A 22347-nucleotide genomic window follows, 5' to 3' on the forward strand; every position below is an offset into this window, starting at 1 on the left:
TAACTCCACCCCTTTATTTTTCTCTATCAACATGTTTTAGATCGTACAATGCGCTTGATTTTAAACATTAATAGGCATTTTAATACTTTATCACAAGGTATTTTTAAAGTCAATAAGTTTTAAAAAAAATATTAAAAAACCTATTGACATCAAAAACACTGATTATTTCACAATAATTCAAATTTATATAACCAAATTATAGATTAACCGCTCTCAATATATAATAACCTTTATCCCTTTTTACAATATCAACTTTCTTAAATACAGATTCTAAATTTTTCTTAGCAGATGGTGCTCCTTGTTTTTTTTGAATAACAATCCAAATCTCACCATTTAGATTTAAATATTTTTTTGAATCAACTAAAATCTTAGTAACTATTTCTTTACCCGCTCTAATAGGTGGATTAGTTACAATTAAATCATATTTATTTTCAACTTTTTCATACGTATTGCTTAGATAAACATTTGCATTAACATTATTTAATTTCAAATTTTCTCTAGCAAGATTTAAAGCTCGATCATTTATATCAATCATATCAATTTCTAAAAAAGGATATACACTTTTTAATGCAATTCCAAAAGTCCCATATCCGCATCCTACATCTAATAAAGTTTTTTTACTTGAATCTATACTAATCGTTTCCAACAAAACCCTTGATCCATAATCAATCATTTTTTTTGAAAAAACACCATTATCACTAACAAATGTCAATGTTTTACCTCGATAATTAAAAATAAATTGTTCTGGTTCACTTATTAAATCATCATTTTCTGTATAATAATGCTTCATATTTCCTCCAACATAAAAGAGCCCAAACGGGCTCTTGATTAGTTAAAATAATTATTTAACTTCAACAGTTGCTCCAGCAGCTTCTAATTTTTCTTTAATTTCAGCTCCTTCAGCAGCAGGAATGTTTTCTTTAATCACAGATGGTACTTTGTCAACTAATCCTTTAGCATCAACTAATCCTAATCCTGTAATTTCTCTTACAACTTTGATTACAGCAACTTTAGTTCCACCAGGAGCAGTTAAAGTTACAGTAACGTTAGCTGGTTCACCAGCAGCTTCTTCAGCTCCAGCAGCAGCTACAGCTACAGGTGCAGCAGCAGTTACATCAAATTTTTCTTCAATTGCTTTTACTAAATCATTTAATTCTAAGATTGTAGCTTCTTCTAAATAAGCTAAGATATCTTCATGTGTTAATTTTGCCATGTTCATTCTCCTCCAATTTTATCTAAGCTGATTATTCAGCTGTTTCTACTTTTGTTTCTTCGCTTGCAGCTTCTTCTACAGGTGCTGCATCTTCTTTAGCTACTGCTTCACTACCATTTTCTTTAGCTTCTGCAACAGCTTTTACTACACGTGCAAATTTACTAACTGGTGCTTGTAACATACCAAGTAACATAGAGTACATACCTTCACGGTTAGGTAATTTAGAAATTTCTTTAATTTCTTCAACATCTAAAACTTTACCTTCAACCATTCCTGCTTTAATCACTAAAGCTTCATGATCTTTAGCAAATTTTGCTAGTACTCTAGCTGGTGCTACAGCATCACTATGTCCAAACGCAATCGCATTTGGTCCAGTTAATTGTGCATTAAGTTCTTCATAACCAGTTGATTCAGTTGCTCTACGAACTAAAGTGTTTTTATAAATTTTGAATTCAACATCTTCAGCGCGTAAATTTCTACGTAATTCTGTAACTTCAGCTACAGACAATCCGCGATATTCAACGATCACTGCAGATTGAGCATCTTTCAACTTAGTTGCGATTTCTTCGACTAATGCGCTTTTTGCTTTAATTGCTTCTGCTGACATTGTCACACCTCCTGTAATTTTTATATATGCAACAATATACTCAAACTAAAACTCTCGTAAAACGAGAGTCAAAGTCAATATATACAATATATTTCTTTAACACCTCGGTAACAAATTAAGGTTTCCCAGTTACTGTCTTGGGTATATTGATTGCGACTAATTAATATAACTACTATTTAGCAGCTGATACTTTAATACTAGGTCCCATTGTTGATGAGATAGCAATATTTCTCATATAAACCCCTTTAGAAGTAGAAGGTTTAATTTTTACTAATAAATCATAAATAGCATTAAAGTTTTCTACTAACTTATCATTTTCAAAAGATACACGACCAATAGTTAATTGAACGTTTCCTTCTTTATCTGTACGGTAAGTTACTTTACCAGCTTTTGTTTCTTTAACAGCTTTTGCAACATCCATTGTTACAGTTCCTGTTTTAGGGTTAGGCATTAATCCTTTTGGTCCAAGAATACGTCCTAATTTACCTAATTCAGCCATCATATCTGGAGTAGCAATCATTACTTCGAAATCTAACCATCCTTTTTTGATGTCTTCTAAAATTTCTTTACCACCAACTACATCAGCACCAGCATCTTTAGCTTCTTGTGCTTTTGGTCCTTCAGTAACAACTAAAACTTTTTTTGTTTTACCTGTTCCATTTGGTAATACTAAAGCCCCACGTAATTGTTGATCTGCTTGACGAGGATCTACCCCTAATCTAAATGCAACATCAACTGCTGCATCAAATTTTACTTTACTAGTTTCTTTTACTAACGCAACTGCTTCTTCAATAGAATAAGCTTTTCCTTTTTCAATTAATTTAGCAGCTTCTTGATATCTTTTACTTTTCTTTGCCATTACTTTTCCTCCTTAGTGGTCAAACGGATTATCCTTCCACAAATGACGATAATATTTTAATTTTTAACTATGCTTCAACTTCAACGCCCATATTGCGAGCAGTACCAGCAATGATTTTCATTGCCGATTCTAAATCGTTAGCGTTTAAGTCTGGCATTTTGTATTCAGCGATTTCTTTTAATTTATCTGCTGATAATTTAGCAACAGTAGTAGTACCAGCATTGCTAGAACCTTTTTTGATTCCGCAAGCTTTTTTAATCATTTCAGCTGCTGGTGCAGTTTTTAATACAAAGCTAAAATCTTTGTCATCATATACAGTCAAGACAACAGGTACAGTTTCACCCATACGATCTTTTGTTTGATCATTAAATGCTGTACAGAATTTAGGCATTTGAATACCCGCTCCAGCTAATGCAGGACCTGGTTTAGCTCCTCCAGCTGGGAATTGAATCTTCATAACTCTTACAACTTTTTTACTCACGTGACATAACCTCCTATATAAAATTTGTCCGTGCTGTGGTCAAATGGACATTGTCCTTCCACGCATAGTAACACATATCGCGTCAACTATGAATTATACATAATTATTTGATAAATGCAATACTTTTTTTATTTTTTTATTTCATTATCTGTCTTCAAAGATAAAAAATCCCATAACATTCTATTATTTTTAAATCTCAACAAAATTAAAACCTCCAGCTTATATGGAGGTCTATAAATCAATTTCTGTTTTCCACAATCCATGAAGATTACAATATTCATAAACTGTAGCTTTACCTTTTTTATTAGCAACATCAAATTTTGCAATTGGTTCATCTTCTGCAGTCAATGTTACTTTCATTGCACTTCCATCACTAAATTCAACCCAAATATTGCTAATTAGATGTTCTGCAGTCATTGGGTGTAAAACTTCTCCCACTGTTACAACAAGATAATCACTTTCAAGTTTAACAACTGGTACGTGTTTTTCCACTGCCGCATCAACTTCTCCAGCTTTAATTTCTACCATTGGTTTTCCACAACACATTACTGGCACTCCATGATCTTCAACGACTTCAACAACATTCCCACAAATTGGACATTTTAATAATTTCATCTTGAAAACCTCCTTATTTTTTACTTATCCCTTGCATCTTTATCATACCATAACTAAATAATAATAGTTACTAATATGCTTTATATTTTTATACTATATTATAAACATCTTTAAATAAATTAAACAAAAAAGAAGGTTAAAACCTTCTCTTCATGATTATCCTAAATTTTCAATCATTGCAATATATGAATCAGGTTGAAGTGATGCACCACCAACTAAAGCACCATCAATATCTGGTTGTTCTAGTAATGTTTTTAATCCCTCAGGTTTTACAGATCCACCATATTGAATTCTAATTGAATCAGCAACTTCTTGATCATATAAATCAGCAACTACACTACGAATATATGCACAAACATCTTGAGCAATTTCATTAGTAGCAGTTTTACCAGTTCCAATAGCCCAAACTGGTTCATAAGCAATAACACTACGAGCTGCGCATTTTGGACAAACATCTTTAAAAGCAGCTACAGTTTGTTTTTTAACTACATCTTTTGTAGTTCCTGCTTCATATTCTTCTAAAGTTTCACCAACACATACGATTGGAGTCATATCATTTTTTAATACTTGAAGCATTTTAGCATTAACTGTTTCATCAGTTTCACCAAAATATTGTCTTCTTTCAGAGTGACCTAAGATAACCCATTCAACTCCGATTTCTTTTAACATTTCTACACTAACTTCACCAGTGTAAGCACCACTATCTTTAAAATGGCAATTTTCAGCAGCAACTAATAAATTTTTAGCTTCTGCTTTTGCTGTTTGTAAAGCTAAATATGGAGTAGCAATTCCCCAATCAGCACTATCAGTAACTTTTCCATCAACCGCTTCAACAAATGCTTTAGTATCAGCTATTGTCTTATTCATTTTCCAGTTTCCTACGATAATTGGTTTTCTCATTATTATTTCCCCTTATTATTTATCATCAATTGCAGCAATACCAGGAAGTACTTTACCTTCCATATATTCTAATGAAGCTCCTCCACCTGTTGAAATATGAGAAACTTTATCAGCATATCCAAGTTGCATTACAGCAGCAGCACTATCTCCACCACCGATAATTGTATTAGCACCATCTAAATTAGCTAAAGCTTCACAAACTTCAATTGTTCCTTTAGCAAATGGTTCCATTTCGAATACACCCATTGGTCCATTCCAAATAACTGTTTTAGCACCTTGTAATGCAGCTTTAATATTTTCAACTGATTTAGGCCCAATGTCTAATCCCATGTATCCATCAGGAATATCTCCTTCAAATACTTTAATATCACCTTCTGGTGCAAATGCAGTATTAGCTACAGCATCTACTGGTAATAATAATTTATCTCCTGCTTTTGCAAGAATATCTTTAGCTACTTGAATACGATCTTCTTCTACTAAAGAATTTCCAATTTTATGTCCTTGAGCAGCTGCAAATGTATAACTCATTCCACCACCAACGATAACTTTATCAGCAATTTTTAATAAGTTTTCGATAACTAAAATTTTATCAGAAACTTTTGCTCCACCTAAAATTGCAACCATTGGTCTTTCAGGATCGTTTACAGCTTTTCCAATATATGCGATTTCTTTTTCAACTAAAAATCCAGCAGCACTTGGTAAATGTGCAGGAATTCCAGCAGTTGAAGCATGTGCTCTATGTACTGAACCAAATGCATCTTCAACAAATACATCTCCTAATGAAGCCCAATATTTTCCAAGTTCAGGATCATTTTTTGATTCTCCAGCTTCATAACGAGTATTTTGAACTAAAATTACTGCCCCTTCAGCTGCATTTTTAATTGCATCTTCTAAAACTGGTCCTCTTGTAGCATTTACAAAAGTAACAGGTTTTCCTAAATGTTTTTCTAAACAAGGAGCAACAACTGCTAAATCATTTTTAGCTTTATCTTCTTCAGTTTTAACTTTTCCTAAATGTGAGAATAAAACTACACATTTTGGTGATTGTTCTAATAAATAATTGATTGTAGGTAAAGCTGCTACAACACGATTATCATTAGTAATTTCTCCAGTTTCTTTGTTTCTTGGTACATTGAAGTCAACACGGCATAAAACTACTTTTCCAGTGACTTCGATATCTTTAATTGTTTTTTTATCCATATTAATTATTCCTCCATGGCTGAATTATATCACTGTTATACATTGTTTTCAATTAGTTTCATACAATATAATGAGGTGAAATACATGGAAAATAATCATTTAATCCCTATTAGTAACTTATCTAAGTTAATCCATCACGATTATACATTTATCGACTTAAGAGACACATCCCAATTCAACAAACTTCATATTACTAAATTCATCAATATCCCATACGATCAATTCATCAACAATCCACCAAAACTTTCAAAAAGCAAACCAATTTATCTAATTTGCTATACAGGAACAAAATCATTATCACTTGCTAAAAAACTTTCCTCACTAGGCTATCAAGCATACAGTTTTTCCGGCGGTTTCTATGCAATTGAACACCCTATAAATAATCAATTTTATTAACAAATTCACTACACAAAAAATATCCACTTCATCATGGATATTTTTTATATAATTTTATAATGGTGCATTATAAAACCTTCCAACATACTTTTCAGATTTTGTTACATTAATAATAACTTTTGGATCAGCTTTTTTTAGTGCCATTATTACATCATCTACTTCATAACTAGAAACAATTGCAGTTAACATTGATACAGGCTCTTTAGAATATCCACCAATACCATCTAAAACCGTCATACCATGATGAAAATTCTTACAATAAACTGCCATAATTTCATCTTTACGTTTCGTAAATATTTGTAACATTACGCGTTTATAACGAGTATGAAAATTAGAAACTGTCTTAGTAGAAATGAATTGGAATAAAATCGAATATCCAGCTGCTTCAAAGCCAAAAATACAGCCAAATATCATCAACATAATTGAATTAAATACAAAAACTTGATTCCAAATCTCACGACCACTTTTATTAGAAATATATAAAGCAATAAAATCCGTTCCACCACTAGAAGCATTTCCTTTTAAAGCAATCGCAATACTTCCACCATATAAAAATCCACCAAAAATCACATTCAAAATTGTATCATCAAATAAAGGAATTCGTGGCATCAACGTTAAAAAGAAAGACGTTAAAACAACTTGCATCAATGAAAAAAACACAAATCGTGACGAAATCTTCTTAGCACAAAATAGAGCCACTGGAATATTTAAACATAACAATCCAATTGATGTCGGTAAACTAGCGGCAAATAATTCCGCAATCATTTCTGCCATAATAGCAATTCCCATAAACCCACCAGATAAAATACCTGCTGGTCTAACTAGATTTTTAGTTGCAAAAGCCATTATCAAAGATGATAATAAAACCGCCAAAAAACTAATTATGTTTCTTTTTTTAAACAAATCCATTTAATGAGTCCTCTTTTTCCCATATATAGTATAGTAAAATATAAATTCATTATTATCCTTTAAAATAGATCTATACCTTATATCTAATACTATAAATATTTAATCATGTCCATATAATATTGAACTTTCTTTTCATTTTTAAAATATACTTTAATCCCCTATAAATCTTTCAATCAGTTAACTTCCTAAATAACAAAATCCATAACTACTTTATTGTAAAAATTCATAGCTTAAAAAAGACTTTATTTAATAAATAAAATCTTTTTTTCAATTATTTATTTTTCTTCTTTTTATAAACAACAAAACCTACAATAACTACTATTGCTACCACCATTAAAACTATATATGGTGTCATATTTGTACTATCACCTGTAAGTACAGCACTTGTAAGTACACTATTCATCAAAATCACCCCTTTTTTTTATTTTATCGCTAATTTGCTATAAACACAAATAATAATATAATAAAAAAGAGCTATCATATCAATAGCTCCTGTTAATTATTTATTTTTCAAATCCTCAGCATCAAATACCTCAGCTATTGCTGTGCCAGGTGCAACCATAGGAAATACCTTATCATCCTTATCAATTACACATTCAATTACAACTGGTCCTTCATATTCCATTGCTTCCTTAATAGCAGCAGAAACTTCTTCTTTAGTAGTAACCTTTATTGCTTTACATCCTAGTCCTTCTGCCACCTTACAAAAGTCAACATTATCAGATAAAATAGTATTAGAATAACGTTTACCATAAAATAATGTTTGCCATTGACGAACCATCCCTAAAACCTGATTATTAATAATAACTTGAATCACTGGGATATTATATCGACTTAAAGTTGCTAACTCATTCATATTCATTCTAAAGCAACCATCACCCGCAATATTAAAAACTGTCTTTGTAGGATTACCTAATTTCGTACCCATAGCCGCACCAAGACCAAATCCCATTGTCCCAGCACCACCTGATGAAATAAATTGACGTGGTCGTTTATAACGGAAATATTGAGCAGCCCACATTTGATGTTGTCCTACATCTGTACAAATAATAGCTTCACCATTTGTTAAATAATCAATTTGTTCCATAATATAAGGACCAGTTAATCCTTCATCTTCATATTCTAATGGATATCTTTCTTTTAAATCACGAATTTCTTTTAACCATTGTGGATGATTTTGTCTTGAAAGTTTAGCATTTAAATCCGCTAAAATACATTTAGCATCTCCAACAATTCCCAAATCAACAATCACATTTTTATTAATTTCAGCAGCATCAACATCAATATGAATAATTTTAGCATTTTTTGCAAAACGTTTAGTATCACCTGTAACACGATCAGAAAAACGCGCTCCAATAACAATTAACAAATCACACTTACTTACCCCTAAATTTGATGCCTTAGTTCCATGCATTCCTAACATCCCAGTATAACGAGGACGAGTATTATCATAAGCTCCTTTTCCCATTAAAGAATCAGCAATAGGTGCATCGATTTTTTCAGCAAATTCCTTTAATTCATTTGATGCATTACTTGCTATTGCACCACCACCAACAAAAATAAATGGTTTTTCACTAGCTTCAATTAATTCAATTGCTTCATTAATATCCTGCGTACCATAAGTATATTTTCTTGGCATAATAACTTCTGGTACCATTGGTTCAAAATCAAACGTATCAGCTGTTACATCCTTAGTGATATCAACTAAAACCGGACCAGGACGACCTTCTTTAGCAATTTGAAAAGCTTTACGAATTGTCGACGCTAACTCCTTAATATCTTTAACAATAAAATTATGTTTTGTAATTGGCATTGTTACCCCTGTAATGTCAATTTCTTGAAAACTGTCTCTTCCAAGCAAAGATACTGCAACGTTAGCTGTAATCGCAACTAATGGTGTTGAATCCATATATGCAGTTGCTATTCCAGTAACTAAATTTGTAGCTCCAGGTCCTGATGTTGCCATACACACACCAACTTTACCAGTCGATCTTGCATAGCCATCAGCTGCATGTGCTGCTCCTTGTTCATGAGAAGTTAAAATATGGTGAATCTTATCTTGATACTTATACAATGCATCATAAATATTTAAAATTGTTCCCCCTGGGTATCCAAATACGGTATCTACACCTTGTTCAATCAAACACTCAGCAACAATTTCTGAACCTGTTAACTTCATAACAAACCCCCTTAATTTTATTTTTCTTCTTTAGCTTCAAGAATTGCCCCACGATCAGCAGAAGTTACCATTGATGCATATCTTACTAGATAACCAGTAGTAATTCTTGGTTTTCTTGGCTGCCAATTAGCTTTACGTCTAGCCAATTCTTCATCACTTACTTCAACGTTCATAGAATGTTCTAAAATATTAATATCAATAATATCACCTTCTTCAATTAAAGCAATAGGTCCCCCCGCAGCTGCTTCAGGTGATACATGACCAATCGAAGCTCCACGTGTTGCCCCAGAAAAACGACCATCTGTAATCAAAGCAACATCTTTATCCAAGCCCATTCCGGCAATTTCACTAGTTGGTGATAACATTTCTCGCATTCCTGGTCCACCTTTAGGTCCTTCATAACGAATCACAACAACATCACCTTTAACAATCTTTCCGGCTCTAATAGCTGCAATTGCTTCATCCTCACTGTCAAATACACGAGCAGGTCCTTTATGAACCATCATTTCTTTAGCTACAGCCGATTGTTTTACAACCGCACCATTTGGTGCAATATTTCCTTTTAAAACTGCAATTCCTCCATATGGTGCATAAGGATTTTCAATCGGACGAATAATTTCAGGATTCAAATTAACACATCCTTCAATATTTTCACCAACTGTTTTACCAGTAATAGTCATAATATCTGTATATAATAACCCTAATTTATTAATTTCATTCATTACCGCATATACACCACCTGCATCATTTAAATCTTCCATAAATGTATCTCCAGCCGGTGCTAAATGACATAAATTAGGGGTTTTTTTACTAATTTCATTAGCAATTTCCAAATTCAACTCAACCCCAGCTTCATGAGCAATAGCAGGTAAATGAAGCATTGAATTTGTTGAACATCCAAGTGCCATATCAATAGTAAGCGCATTATAGAATGCTTCTTTAGTCATAACATCTCTAGGTTTAATATCTTTTTTAATACATTCCATAATTTGCATTCCCGCATGTTTTGCTAAACGAATTCTTTCAGAGAAAACTGCAGGAATAGTTCCATTACCCTTAAGCCCCATTCCTAAAACTTCAGTTAAACAATTCATTGAATTAGCAGTATACATTCCTGAACAAGAACCACATGTTGGACAAGCTTTTTGTTCAATTTCATGAAGTTTATCTTCACTAATTATTCCGGCATTAAACTGTCCTACAGCTTCAAATAATGATGATAAACATGTTTTGTTTCCATCTACTTTACGACCAGCTAACATTGGCCCACCAGAAACAAATACAGTAGGAATATTTAAACGAGCAGCTGCCATCAATAACCCCGGTACGTTTTTATCACAGTTAGGAATCATTACTAAACCATCAAACTGATGAGCTGTTGCTAAAGCTTCAGTACTATCAGCAATCAATTCACGAGTTACTAAAGAATATTTCATTCCTGTATGATTCATTGCGATTCCATCACATACAGCAATAGCAGGAACTTCAACTGGCACCCCACCTGCCAAATAAATTCCTTTCTTTACCGCATCTGCAATCTTATCAAGATTCATATGCCCTGGTACAATTTCATTATATGAATTTACAACCCCAATCAAAGGACGTTGTAACTCTTCATCAGTATAACCTAAAGCATTAAACAACGAACGATGTGGCGCTCTTTCAGTTCCACTTTTTACATTATCACTACGCATAATTTACCCCCTTACATATTAGCAACAATCAAGTCGCCCATTTCTTTAGTACCAACTAAAGTTTTACCATCTGACATAATATCACTAGTACGATATCCTTGTTTCAATACCTTTTCAATCGCCTCTTCAATAACATTTGCTTCTCTATCCAAATCAAAAGAATAACGTAACATCATTGCAGCCGATAAAATAGTTGCAATTGGATTAGCAATATTTTTACCAGCAATATCCGGTGCACTACCATGACTTGGTTCATACATTCCAAATTTATCTTCACGAAGTGAAGCACTCGATAACATCCCAATTGAACCAGTTACCATACTTGCTTCATCACTTAAAATATCTCCAAACATATTTTCAGTCAAAATTACATCAAATTGCTTTGGATCTTTAACTAACTGCATTGCACAGTTATCAACTAACATATGTTCTAATGTAACTTCTGGATAATCCTTAGCTACTTCACTTACAACTTTACGCCATAATCTAGATGTATCAATAACATTTGCTTTATCAACACTAGTAACTTTTTTATTTCGTTTCATCGCTATATCAAAAGCTCTTTTAGCAATTCTTCTAATTTCAGTTTCACTATAACTCATTGAATCATAAGCAACTAATTGATCATTTTCTTTCTTAGTCGTACGTTTTCCAAAATATAACCCACCAGTAAGCTCACGCATGATCATCATATCAAAACCACCAGTTATTAACTCTTCTTTTAATGGACAAGCCCCTTTTAGTTCATCATACAAAACAGCAGGTCTTAGATTTGCAAATAACCCAAGCTCTTTTCTAATTTTTAACAATCCTGCTTCAGGACGAAGATTCGGTTCTAGTTTATACCATGGTGATGTTGTCGTATCGCCACCAATTGACCCCAGTAAAACACTATCCCCTTTTTTAGCAATCTCTAATGCTTCATCTGTTAAAGGAACACCATATTCATCAATTGAAGCCCCGCCCATCAATATTTGCGTATAATTAAATTTATGATTATATTTATCAGCGATTGCATCTAATACTTTTATCGCTTCATTAACAATTTCCGGTCCAATTCCATCACCTTTAATTACTGTAATATTTTTTTCCATAATTCCTACCCTTTCTTTGAATTTACATAGTTAACTAAACCATCTACTTCAATCATTTTTTGTAAAAATTCTGGAAATGGTTGACTTTGAAAAGATGTTCCTTTAGTAACATTAGTGATTATTCCAGTTGAAAAATCAACAGTTACTTCATCACCTTGATCAATTCCATCAACCGCTTCTGGACATTCCATAATTGGAAAACCAATATTAATCGCATTGCGATAGAAAATACGTGCAAAACTACGCGCAATTACACATTTTGTTCCAGCAGTTTTTAAACATAATGGTGCATGTTCTCTTGAAGAACCACATCCAAAATTCTTCCCAGCTACAATAATATCTCCGTTTTCAACAGTTTTTGCAAAATCAGGATCAATATCCACCATTGCATGACTTGCTAATTCCTTTGCATCAAAAGAATTCAAATAACGAGCAGGAATGATTACATCTGTATCAACATTATCTCCATATTTATATATCTTCATTATTCTTCACCTACTTTTTCAGGATTTGCAATATATCCAGCAATTGCACTTGCTGCAGCAACTTCTGGAGAGGCTAAGTAAATTAATGCCTCAGTATCACCCATTCTTCCTACAAAATTACGATTTGTAGTTGAAACACATTTTTCACCTTTAGCCATGACTCCCATATGGCCACCCATACAAGGGCCACAACTTGGTGTATTAAACGCACATCCAGCTTCAACAAAAATTTCCGCCAACCCTTCAACAATACATTGTAAAAAGATTTTTTGTGTTGCTGGAACAACCATAACTCTTACATTACGAGCAACTTTTTTACCCTTTAAAATAGCTGCCGCTTTTCGTAAATCACTAATTCTTCCATTAGTACAAGAACCAATTACAACTTGATCAATATAAATTGGTTCCATTGCTTCAATTTCATCAATTGTATGCCCATTTCCAGGTAAATGTGGAAATGCTACAGTTGGTCGAACCTTACTTAAATCAATTTCAATTACTCTTTCATATTCAGCATCTTCGTCTGCTGTATATACTTTATAATCCTTTTTAGAATGTTCTTCCATATAAGCAATTGTTTGATCATCAACTGGGAAAATACCATTTTTAGCTCCAGCTTCAATTGCCATATTACAAATAGTAAAACGATCATCCATAGTTAAATATTGAATTCCATCGCCTACAAATTCCATTGATTTATATAAAGCCCCATCAACACCAATTTTATTAATTATATGCAAAATAATATCTTTACCACTAACATATTTTGATGGTTTACCAGTTAAAATAAATTTAATTGCTTCAGGTACTTTAAACCATAATTCTCCCGTTGCCATTCCTGTAGCAATATCAGTTGTTCCAACTCCAGTTGAAAAAGCCCCCAAAGCCCCATATGAACAAGTATGAGAATCTGCTCCAATAATACATTCACCAGCTACTACAATTCCCATTTCAGGTAAAATCGCATGTTCTACACCACACTTCCCCTGTTCCATATGATAAGTTAAACCTTGTTCATTAGAAAAATCTAAAATTGCTTTAGAATTCTCTGCAGATTTAATATCTTTATTTGGCGTAAAATGATCAGGTACTAATACTACTTTATCTTTATCAAAAACCTTATCTGCCATTTGTCTAAAAATTGGCAGTGCCATTGGCCCTGTAATATCATTGGCCATAACCACATCCAATTTTGCTTCAATTAACTGCCCTGCTGTAACTGATTCCATTCCAGCATGATCAGCTAATATCTTTTGTGTCATTGTCATTGCCATTATTTATATCCCCCTTATCTTAACCTTTGTAGGTTGTAAATAAAGAGTAAAATTTACTCTTTATTTACAACACACAAAAGTGTGTTGTATTAATCTTTTAGTTATTGATTAATTTATCTTCATCTGACCAAGAATATAATTTTCTAATTTCTTCCCCAACTTGTTCAGCTTGATGTTCTTTAGCTAATTTTCTCATTGCTTTAAAATGAGCTTGTCCACCAGCTTCAGACATATCTAATAAGAAATCTTTTGCAAATGTTCCATCTTGAATATCTTTTAAAACTTGTTTCATTGCTTTTTTAGTATCTTCAGTGATAATTTTTGGTCCTGTAATATAATCACCGTATTCAGCTGTATTTGAAATTGAATATCTCATTCCAGAGAATCCTGATTGATAAATTAAATCAACGATCAATTTCATTTCATGGATACATTCAAAATATGCATTTCTTGGATCATATCCAGCTTCTACTAAAGTTTCAAAACCAGCTTGCATTAAAGCACATACCCCACCACATAATACTGCTTGTTCTCCAAATAAATCAGTTTCTGTTTCTGTTCTAAATGTAGTTTCCAAAACTCCAGCTCTAGCTCCACCAATTGCTAGACCATATGCTAAAGCAATATCTTTAGCTCTACCAGTTGCATCTTGTTCAACTGCAACTAAACATGGTGTACCTTTACCTGCTAAGTATTCACTACGTACTGTATGTCCTGGTGCTTTTGGTGCAATCATAGTTACATCAACATTTTTAGGTGGTACGATTTGTCCAAAATGGATATTAAATCCATGCGCGAACATTAACATATTTCCTTCTTCAAGATTTGGTTCAATTGATTCTTTATATAATTTAGCTTGTAATTCATCATTAATTAAAATCATGATAATATCAGCTTTTTTAGCAGCTTCGGCTGAAGTATAAACTTCAAATCCTTGTTCTTCAGCTCTTTTCCAAGATTTTGAACCTTCATATAATCCAACAATTACATGAACACCTGATTCTTTTAAGTTCAATGCGTGAGCATGTCCTTGAGAACCATATCCAATAATAGCGACAGTTTTACCGTCTAATAAAGATAAGTCACAATCTGATTCATAAAAAATTTTAGCCATTTTTCTTAACCCCCTATTTACTTATTAATATGACTTTTTATATCAATTTCGCCAAGACCACGTTTAATTCCAGATAATCCAGTTCTAACGATCTCAACGATATTGAACCCTTCTAACATCGCAAGCAACCCATCAATTTTTGATTGATCTCCAGTTGCTTCGATAACTAATGATGATGGTGCAACATCAATAATTCGTGCTCTAAATATATCAGCAATCGAAACAATTGATGAACGATGCAGCTCATCAGCTTCAACTTTAATTAAAACCAATTCTCGATATACCGATTCCTCTGGTTTTAATGGAAATATCTCAATTACTTCAACTAATTTACCTAATTGCTTTTCAATTTGATTTAAAATCAATTCATCACCGACAGCAACCACTGTCATTCTAGAAACATTAGGAATATTTGTCTTTCCTACACTTAAACTATCAATTCCATAACCTCGGCGACTAAACAACCCTGCTACTCTGCTTAAAACACCCGGATTATTTTCTACTAATAACGACAATACTAAACGATTCATACTAGTTTCCTTTCTGTTTATTTCATTGCTCGAGATAAACGATTCATTCCAGATATAATTGCCATAATTGTTGCAGTAGTAATATTTGGATGTATTCCTACCCCATATTCCTGGCAAGCGCTTCCTTTAGCTCTTAAATAAACATACGCCGCTGCCTTTGAACTAGAGCCTGAAGTTAAAGCATGTTCACTATAATCCAATAAATGAGTATGCATATCAGAAAGAGAATTCAAAGCATTTTTCACAGCATCAATCGGTCCATTTCCATACCCAACTAAAGTCACAACTTCACCATGATCTTCAATTGTAATTTCTGCTCTCCTTTCATATTCACTGTCATCTTCACTTATATCAATTAATTTTTGTTTAATGAAACGATATGGTTCTTCATTATCAACATACTCCTCAATAAATGTATCATATACTCTTTCAGGAGAAACTTCTCCTTCTTCTTCACTAATATCTTGAATTATTTTTGCAAAATCAACTTGTAATCCTTTTGGTAAATGGAAACCATACATATTTTCCATAACATAAGCAACACCACCTTTACCTGATTGTGAGTTAATTCGAACAATTGGTTCATATTGACGTCCTAAATCACTTGGATCAATTGGTAAATAAGGCACTTCCCAAATTTCGCTTTTTCTTTCATGCATTGCATGCATTCCTTTATTGATTGCATCTTGATGACTACCAGAAAAAGCTGTAAAAACCAAACTTCCTACATATGGTTGTCGTGGTGGAATTTCCATTTTAGTACATTTTTCATAAACATGTTTTAAATGATTAATATTACTTATATTAAGTTTAGGATCAACTCCTTGAGTAAACATATTTAATGCTACATTTACAATATCAAGATTTCCAGTTCTTTCCCCATTACCAAATAAAGTTCCTTCAACACGATCAGCACCTGCTAAAATACCTAATTCAGTAGCTGCAACACCACATCCACGATCATTATGTGTATGAAGTGATAAAATAACACGATCACGATTTTTAAAATGCGTTGACATCCATTCTATTTGATCAGCATAAACATTTGGAGTTGACATTTCAACTGTTGATGGTAAGTTAATAATTACTTTTTTATTTTCATCTGCTCCCCATTCATCCATTACTGCTTCACATACTTCTAAAGCATAATCTAATTCTGTTCCGGTAAAACTTTCTGGTGAATATTCAAGAATTACTTCTCCATCAAATTCTTTACTTAATTCTTTAACTAATTTTACCCCATCAACTGCAATTTGTTTAATCTCTTCTTTATTTTTATGAAAAACTACATCTCTTTGTAAAGTAGAAGTAGAGTTATATACATGTACGATTGCTCGCTTTAACCCCTTTAATGATTCAAATGTCTTTCTAATCAAATGCTCCCTAGCTTGTGTTAACACTTGAACGGTAACATCATCAGGAATTAAGTTTTCTTCAATTAAAATTCTTAGAAAATCATATTCTATTTGACTAGAAGAAGGAAAACCAACTTCTATTTCTTTAAATCCCATATCAACTAAGAGTTGAAACATCTCTACTTTTTCTTCAATTTTCATAGGGGTAATCAATGCTTGATTACCATCACGTAAATCAACAGAAACCCATATTGGAGCTTTTTCAATCTGTTTATCAGGCCAAGTACGTTCTTTAAAACTGATTGGTTCAAATCTCTTATACTTTTGATATTTCATTACTTTCTTTCCTCCTATTCTTTCATAATAAATACTTATAAAAAAACTCTCGCACTCAAAATGACATACAAAATCATTTTGAGGACGAGAGTATACTAACCCCGTGGTTCCACCTCAATTCGCTAATACCTCACGATATTAACCTCAGTAAGTACGCTATTATTCATAGTTCATACTCTTGCTAGATAACGGTTGCATTCCGTAGCCACCTACTAAATTCAGCGCTCCACTCAAGGATGAGTTCAATAAACTATCAATAATCCTTTCCACCACCCAGGATTTCTCTATAATCAATACATTTATTTACTAGTTCCTATCAAAGTATTTAAGTTATGTTATTGAACATATAATAGTCCTTAATTCAATTTAAGTCAACCTTTTTAAACAATTTTATTAATATTAATCATTTTTCTAAATCCAAAAAAGCATCTTTCAATTTCTAAAAACTCTCAATATATCAAATTAATCACGAAAAATAACGTCTTTTTTTTAAATTATTTTTCCATTGCCAATTCAATTAATTTATCCAATAAATCAGAATAACTAATTCCAAAATCATTCATCAATTGTGGATACATTGAAATTTTTGTAAAACCTGGCATCGTATTTATTTCATTTAAATAAATATTATTCGTTTTCTTATCCAAGAAAAAATCAACTCTACTTAATCCATGACCATCAACTGCCTTAAAGGCTTTAATTGCATATTCTCTAATTTTCTCTTGAATTTTTTCGTCAACTAATGCCGGTATACATGTCTTACTTTCAGCATCCTCATATTTAGATTCAAACGTATAAAACTCACCATGAGGCATAATTTGACCAACTCGAGAAACAATTACATCATCATTACCTAAAACAGCTGTTTCTAACTCAATACAATCAATATTCTCTTCTACAACAATATGACGATCATATTTAGCAGCTGCTTCTAGTTTACCAATTAAATCTTCTCGATTATCACAACGATAACATCCTAAACTTGAACCTGAACGACTAGCTTTAATAAAACAAGGCATTCCTATTTCATTTACAATATATTCTTCAACATCATAAATTTCTTCAAAATCTTTTGTTATAATTACCAATCTATTATCATAACGTTTTTTTACATACGCTGATTTAACTTGTGGAATTTTAACTGTATCTAGAATTTTTTTTGTATATATCTTATCCATTGAAACACTCGAACATAATACACGTGCTCCTACATATGGTATTTTAGTTAATTCAAATAATCCTTGAATCGTTCCATCTTCACCATATAAACCATGTAAAACTGGAAAAGCAACATCATGCTCTTTTAATAATTCAAAAACATTTTCAACTTCAACACTATTATCAAGCCAACTATCTAACGATAAATCATCTTGATCATGATTCAAACGATACCACTTACCATCTAAATCAATCCCAACTAAAGTAATATCATACTTATCATGATTTAAATTATTTAATACTGACGTACAAGACATTCTAGAAACAATATGTTCACTTGATTGTCCCCCACATAAAACTAATAACTTTTGTTTCACATTAATTTCTCCTTCATCAAAGCAACAACATTACCTAATTTCATTCCATTTGATCCTTTAAACAAAATAACATCATTACTTTGTATAATTTTCCCTAAATAATTTATCACTTCTTCATTACTATTACAATAACAAATCTGTTTAACACCTGCTTTACTAGCAGCATCAATAATATATTTAGATTCCTTGCCAACTGCAACTAAAATATCAATTTTATTTTTAGCTACATACATTCCAATATTACGATGTAATTGTTCACTATACTTTCCTAATTCCAGCATATCTGCTAAAACTGCAATTTTTCTTCGCGTATATGTAGCTAGAACATCAATACTTGATTTCATCGAATCCTCACTTGCATTATATGTTCCATCGATTAAAGTAATGTTATTTTTTAACTCCACAATATCCATTCTATTTCTAGTAAGTTCAAATTCTTTAACCCCTTTAATACATTGCTCAGGTGAAATATCTAGTTGTAAACCAATTGCAATTGCAATCAACGCATTCATTACAAAATGCTTACCCGGAACAGGAACATCAACAAAATAAACCTTTCCTTTATATTCAAAATTAAAGGTGCTTCCCTCATCACTTAAAACCACATTATTTGCCTTAAAATCAACTCCATTGTCAATCCCTACTCTAATCAAATTCAATCGACCAACTTCTACAGTTGATAACATATCATTGTCATTATTAATAACAAGCATACTATTATCACTCATACCATTAATAATTTCCATTTTAGCTTTTAAGATATTTTCACGACTTCCAAGTTCACCAATATGAGCAGTACCAACATTAGTAATAGCACTAATATCAGGACAAGCAATCATTGACAATTCTTCCATTTCTTTTAAATGATTCATTCCCATTTCTAAAACCATTACTTGTTCATCTTTTAGTCTTAAAATAGTCAAAGGTAGACCAATTGCATTATTATAATTACCTTCTGTTTTTAAAGTTTTATACTGTTGTTTAATTACACTATAAACCATATCTCGTGTACTTGTCTTACCAACACTACCAGTAATTCCTACAACTTTTACCTTACGATGTTTTCGTAAATAATGTGCCATATCCTGAAGTGCTTTTAATGTATCTTTAACCTTGATAATAATATGTTCACTATCATCAATATCACGGCCACTAATCACCGCACTAGCACCATTTTCAAAAGCATTTTTAATAAAATCATGTCCATCAAAACGCTCTCCAATTATTGGAATATACATCATTCCTGGACTAACTTTTCGACTATCTTGACTAAAACCTGTAATTTCCTGATTACTATTACCACAAATCAATTTACCACCTGTAGCTTCAACTATTTCACTTACCCTCATACTAACCCCCTAAATTTCAAAACCTATTCCATCAGATATATCATTAGTATCTAATAACTGCCTTTTACCATCTAAACTAATCATCTCATAAGTAATACTACTATCACCCATTCCACGAGCTAATATCAAAACCTTATCCCCAACAACTTCAAAAATTATTTCTCCTGTCATATCCATTGTATATAACTTCTTAACCTTTTTGCCATTTAAAGACATTGTATAAATTGTATTACTATCTTGAACAACAAGTGTCTTATCTACAATATTAATTAATTGTAATCCATTACTTTCATAAATCAATTCAGCTTTTCCACTATCATCAACCTTTACTAATCCATCATTAGTAATACAATATAAACACTCACCATCATATGTATACATATTTGTATTAGTCGCCATTTCTTTTCGATCACTACCATCTAACGCTAGAGAAACTAATACATCATCTTGGTTAGTATAATATATTCTTTCTTTTTCGCTATCAACAATTAAATTATATGAAATTTCATTATTAATTTTGATATTACTATTATCATCTAAGTTAAAACAATGGATAGTTTCACCATCACTATCATCTTGATAATAAATCATATTTTCTATCTTATGAACATAAAATACATTCTTCAATAGAACATTTTGTTCCTTAGTATCTTTATTAATTCTAACATAATTATTATTTTCATCTACAAAATAATAATTATCATTATCTTCACTAAAATCAGTCAAATTAATATCTAAAACTTCTTCCTTAGAACTCAAATTCTCATCAAAAACATATAATTTACCATTTGCAGCTAAATAAACACCATTTTTATTAACATAACTATATGCTAAATTATTAATATTAGTTGCTTGAGCAAATTTATTTGTTTGCTCGTTAATTTTAATATTTACATCTTCAACATTTTTAGTAGCTTCTTTATTGGCAACCTCAATAGGATGATTAGATAAATAATTTCCCATTAATCCAGTTAACACAACTAATATAAAAAAGATAATCCATATTTTTTTATTTTTCCAATAACCATTATCTTTGTGATCACTTTCTTTAATAACTGGCGCCCCACAAACTGGACACACAGTTTCTTCTTCTAATAACTTTGCTCCACAATTTTTACATATCTTATTATTTTCCATATTTATCACCTACTTTTAATGTCTCTATTTTAACACAATGATATAACAAAAAATAGACTTAATAAAAAGTCTATTAAAATTTATCTTACAACAACCATATTTATAAGTATACATAAAAATGGAATTGTAATTAACGAAAATGCTGTCGACATAAAAATAATTTCAACTGCCAATCTTGAATCACCATCATATTTTTCAGCTAATATAGCCGTTGTACTACCTGCTGGCATTCCAGCTAGTACAGTTGATACTGCCATCACTAATGGAGCTACATTAAATAAAGTACATCCAAATAAAACTAATATTGGTATAACTAACAAACGTATAATTGTATAATAAATATTTAATCCACTAATTACATCTTTTAATCTTATTTCACTTAAAATTCCACCAATTACAATCATTGATAAAGCCATTGTACAATTACTTAAAGTCTCAATTGAAACAACCACACAATTAGGTAATGAAACCTGACTAATCATAATCACTAACCCAATAAAAACAGCAATAATGCATGGATGTGTAATAACCTTCTTTATTACATCTTTTCCTTTAGCTTCTGTAAAACAAGCAACTCCACCTGACCACATTACAATTCTTTGGGGAATTAAATAAATTGATGCAAACAATAAACCATTTAATCCATATAACCCTTGAATCAATGGTGAACCCATAAATCCAGCATTGGAACAAATTGTTCCATATTTCAAAACACTTTGTTTTCTAGGAGATTCTTTAATAAAAAAATACTTTCCCAAAAACGAACATAATAGTTGAATTACAATCGAAACAATTAAAATTTCAAATCCACTTTTAATAATTTTATCATTCATTTCTATCATAAACGAATAAATAATATTTGCTGGTAATATCACAAAAATAACTAAATCAGTTAAACTTTTTCTACTTTCCTTAATAATAATATTTAATTTTGCTAATATATAACCAATGAACATTAAAACAAATATTTCAATTTGCAAATCTATCAGATTATTAAAATTAACCACAATAAACACCTCTTGGCAACTATCATAAACCAAAACAAAAAATAAATCATCCCCAAAATATCTAAACCATAAAAATAT

The 22347-nt window shown here is 31.6% G+C and carries 23 protein-coding genes and 2 other annotated features; of the genes, 1 reads left to right on the top strand and 22 read right to left on the bottom strand.

Translation table 11 applies throughout. From position 1 onward, the window contains the following. Positions 1-196 precede the first annotated feature (196 nt). The 8 genes from NQ543_RS11545 to NQ543_RS11580 form a co-directional block, all read right to left on the bottom strand. On the bottom strand, positions 197-790 hold the full coding sequence (locus tag NQ543_RS11545) for a class I SAM-dependent methyltransferase (RefSeq protein ID WP_004610973.1): 594 nt from the start codon (positions 788-790) through the stop codon (positions 197-199). Between the two features lie 51 nt (positions 791-841). Further along, entirely contained in the window at positions 842-1213 is a 372-nt protein-coding gene (gene rplL / locus NQ543_RS11550) for a 50S ribosomal protein L7/L12 (protein WP_004610972.1), read from the bottom strand. Between the two features lie 31 nt (positions 1214-1244). After that, positions 1245-1820, bottom strand: a complete 576-nt coding sequence (gene rplJ, locus NQ543_RS11555; RefSeq protein WP_004610971.1) for a 50S ribosomal protein L10 — start codon at positions 1818-1820, stop codon at positions 1245-1247. 35 nt (positions 1821-1855) lie between these two features. Next, positions 1856-1980 (bottom strand) — a sequence feature (ribosomal protein L10 leader region). A gap of 12 nt (positions 1981-1992) precedes the next feature. Further along, positions 1993-2679 (bottom strand): 50S ribosomal protein L1, encoded by a 687-nt coding sequence (gene rplA / locus NQ543_RS11560; RefSeq protein WP_004610970.1) that lies wholly within the window; start codon positions 2677-2679, stop codon positions 1993-1995. A gap of 67 nt (positions 2680-2746) precedes the next feature. Then, positions 2747-3160, bottom strand: a complete 414-nt coding sequence (gene rplK / locus NQ543_RS11565) for a 50S ribosomal protein L11 (RefSeq protein ID WP_004610969.1) — start codon at positions 3158-3160, stop codon at positions 2747-2749. A 231-nt stretch (positions 3161-3391) separates the two neighbouring features. After that, positions 3392-3775 carry a desulfoferrodoxin family protein gene (locus NQ543_RS11570; RefSeq protein WP_004610968.1) on the bottom strand — a complete coding sequence of 128 codons (384 nt, stop codon included), beginning with the start codon at positions 3773-3775 and terminating at the stop codon, positions 3392-3394. Between the two features lie 156 nt (positions 3776-3931). Then, positions 3932-4675, bottom strand: a complete 744-nt coding sequence (tpiA, locus tag NQ543_RS11575) for a triose-phosphate isomerase (RefSeq protein ID WP_004610967.1) — start codon at positions 4673-4675, stop codon at positions 3932-3934. A gap of 15 nt (positions 4676-4690) precedes the next feature. Further along, entirely contained in the window at positions 4691-5875 is a 1185-nt protein-coding gene (locus NQ543_RS11580; protein ID WP_004610966.1) for a phosphoglycerate kinase, read from the bottom strand. 84 nt (positions 5876-5959) lie between these two features. Here NQ543_RS11580 and NQ543_RS11585 point away from each other — a divergent pair, with 84 nt between their 5' ends. Beyond that, positions 5960-6271: a rhodanese-like domain-containing protein gene (locus NQ543_RS11585; protein ID WP_004610965.1), complete on the top strand. Its 312-nt coding sequence runs from the start codon at positions 5960-5962 to the stop codon at positions 6269-6271. Between the two features lie 54 nt (positions 6272-6325). On the opposite strand, the gene NQ543_RS11590 is transcribed toward NQ543_RS11585, so the two are convergent. From NQ543_RS11590 to NQ543_RS11655, 14 genes are all read right to left on the bottom strand, one after another. Further along, positions 6326-7180: a YitT family protein gene (locus tag NQ543_RS11590; protein ID WP_004610964.1), complete on the bottom strand. Its 855-nt coding sequence runs from the start codon at positions 7178-7180 to the stop codon at positions 6326-6328. A gap of 271 nt (positions 7181-7451) precedes the next feature. Continuing rightward, entirely contained in the window at positions 7452-7583 is a 132-nt protein-coding gene (locus NQ543_RS11595) for an LPXTG cell wall anchor domain-containing protein (protein WP_004610963.1), read from the bottom strand. Positions 7584-7679: 96 nt separating this feature from the next. Then, entirely contained in the window at positions 7680-9359 is a 1680-nt protein-coding gene (gene ilvB / locus NQ543_RS11600; RefSeq protein ID WP_004610962.1) for a biosynthetic-type acetolactate synthase large subunit, read from the bottom strand. A 17-nt stretch (positions 9360-9376) separates the two neighbouring features. Continuing rightward, on the bottom strand, positions 9377-11053 hold the full coding sequence (gene ilvD, locus NQ543_RS11605) for a dihydroxy-acid dehydratase (protein WP_004610961.1): 1677 nt from the start codon (positions 11051-11053) through the stop codon (positions 9377-9379). 11 nt (positions 11054-11064) lie between these two features. Further along, the gene (leuB, locus tag NQ543_RS11610; RefSeq protein WP_004610960.1) at positions 11065-12147 is read right to left on the bottom strand and encodes a 3-isopropylmalate dehydrogenase; all 1083 of its coding nucleotides are present in this window, start codon (positions 12145-12147) and stop codon (positions 11065-11067) included. Between the two features lie 5 nt (positions 12148-12152). Further along, complete coding sequence (gene leuD, locus NQ543_RS11615; protein ID WP_004610959.1) at positions 12153-12632, bottom strand: 3-isopropylmalate dehydratase small subunit; 480 nt, start codon at positions 12630-12632, stop codon at positions 12153-12155. Further along, positions 12632-13906, bottom strand: coding sequence for a 3-isopropylmalate dehydratase large subunit (leuC, locus tag NQ543_RS11620; RefSeq protein ID WP_004610958.1), 1275 nt, complete (start codon positions 13904-13906; stop codon positions 12632-12634). The genes leuD and leuC overlap by 1 nt, the downstream gene beginning before the upstream one ends. Before the next feature lie 97 nt (positions 13907-14003). Beyond that, the gene (gene ilvC / locus NQ543_RS11625; RefSeq protein WP_004610957.1) at positions 14004-15020 is read right to left on the bottom strand and encodes a ketol-acid reductoisomerase; all 1017 of its coding nucleotides are present in this window, start codon (positions 15018-15020) and stop codon (positions 14004-14006) included. Between the two features lie 17 nt (positions 15021-15037). Further along, positions 15038-15550: an acetolactate synthase small subunit gene (ilvN, locus tag NQ543_RS11630; protein ID WP_004610956.1), complete on the bottom strand. Its 513-nt coding sequence runs from the start codon at positions 15548-15550 to the stop codon at positions 15038-15040. Positions 15551-15567: 17 nt separating this feature from the next. Then, complete coding sequence (gene leuA / locus NQ543_RS11635; RefSeq protein ID WP_004610955.1) at positions 15568-17241, bottom strand: 2-isopropylmalate synthase; 1674 nt, start codon at positions 17239-17241, stop codon at positions 15568-15570. Positions 17242-17318: 77 nt separating this feature from the next. Beyond that, positions 17319-17570: a binding site (T-box leader), on the bottom strand. Between the two features lie 165 nt (positions 17571-17735). After that, positions 17736-18776, bottom strand: a complete 1041-nt coding sequence (locus NQ543_RS11640; protein ID WP_004610954.1) for a D-alanine--D-alanine ligase family protein — start codon at positions 18774-18776, stop codon at positions 17736-17738. Next, positions 18773-20125 carry a UDP-N-acetylmuramoyl-tripeptide--D-alanyl-D-alanine ligase gene (locus tag NQ543_RS11645; RefSeq protein WP_004610953.1) on the bottom strand — a complete coding sequence of 451 codons (1353 nt, stop codon included), beginning with the start codon at positions 20123-20125 and terminating at the stop codon, positions 18773-18775. Before NQ543_RS11645 ends, NQ543_RS11640 begins: the two co-directional genes overlap by 4 nt. 9 nt (positions 20126-20134) lie before the next feature. Continuing rightward, entirely contained in the window at positions 20135-21262 is a 1128-nt protein-coding gene (locus NQ543_RS11650) for a zinc ribbon domain-containing protein (protein WP_004610952.1), read from the bottom strand. Between the two features lie 80 nt (positions 21263-21342). After that, entirely contained in the window at positions 21343-22269 is a 927-nt protein-coding gene (locus NQ543_RS11655; RefSeq protein ID WP_004610951.1) for an AEC family transporter, read from the bottom strand. Positions 22270-22347 lie beyond the last annotated feature (78 nt).

This window comes from Thomasclavelia spiroformis DSM 1552 (assembly GCF_025149465.1).
Lineage (GTDB): Bacteria > Bacillota_I > Bacilli_A > Erysipelotrichales > Coprobacillaceae > Thomasclavelia > Thomasclavelia spiroformis.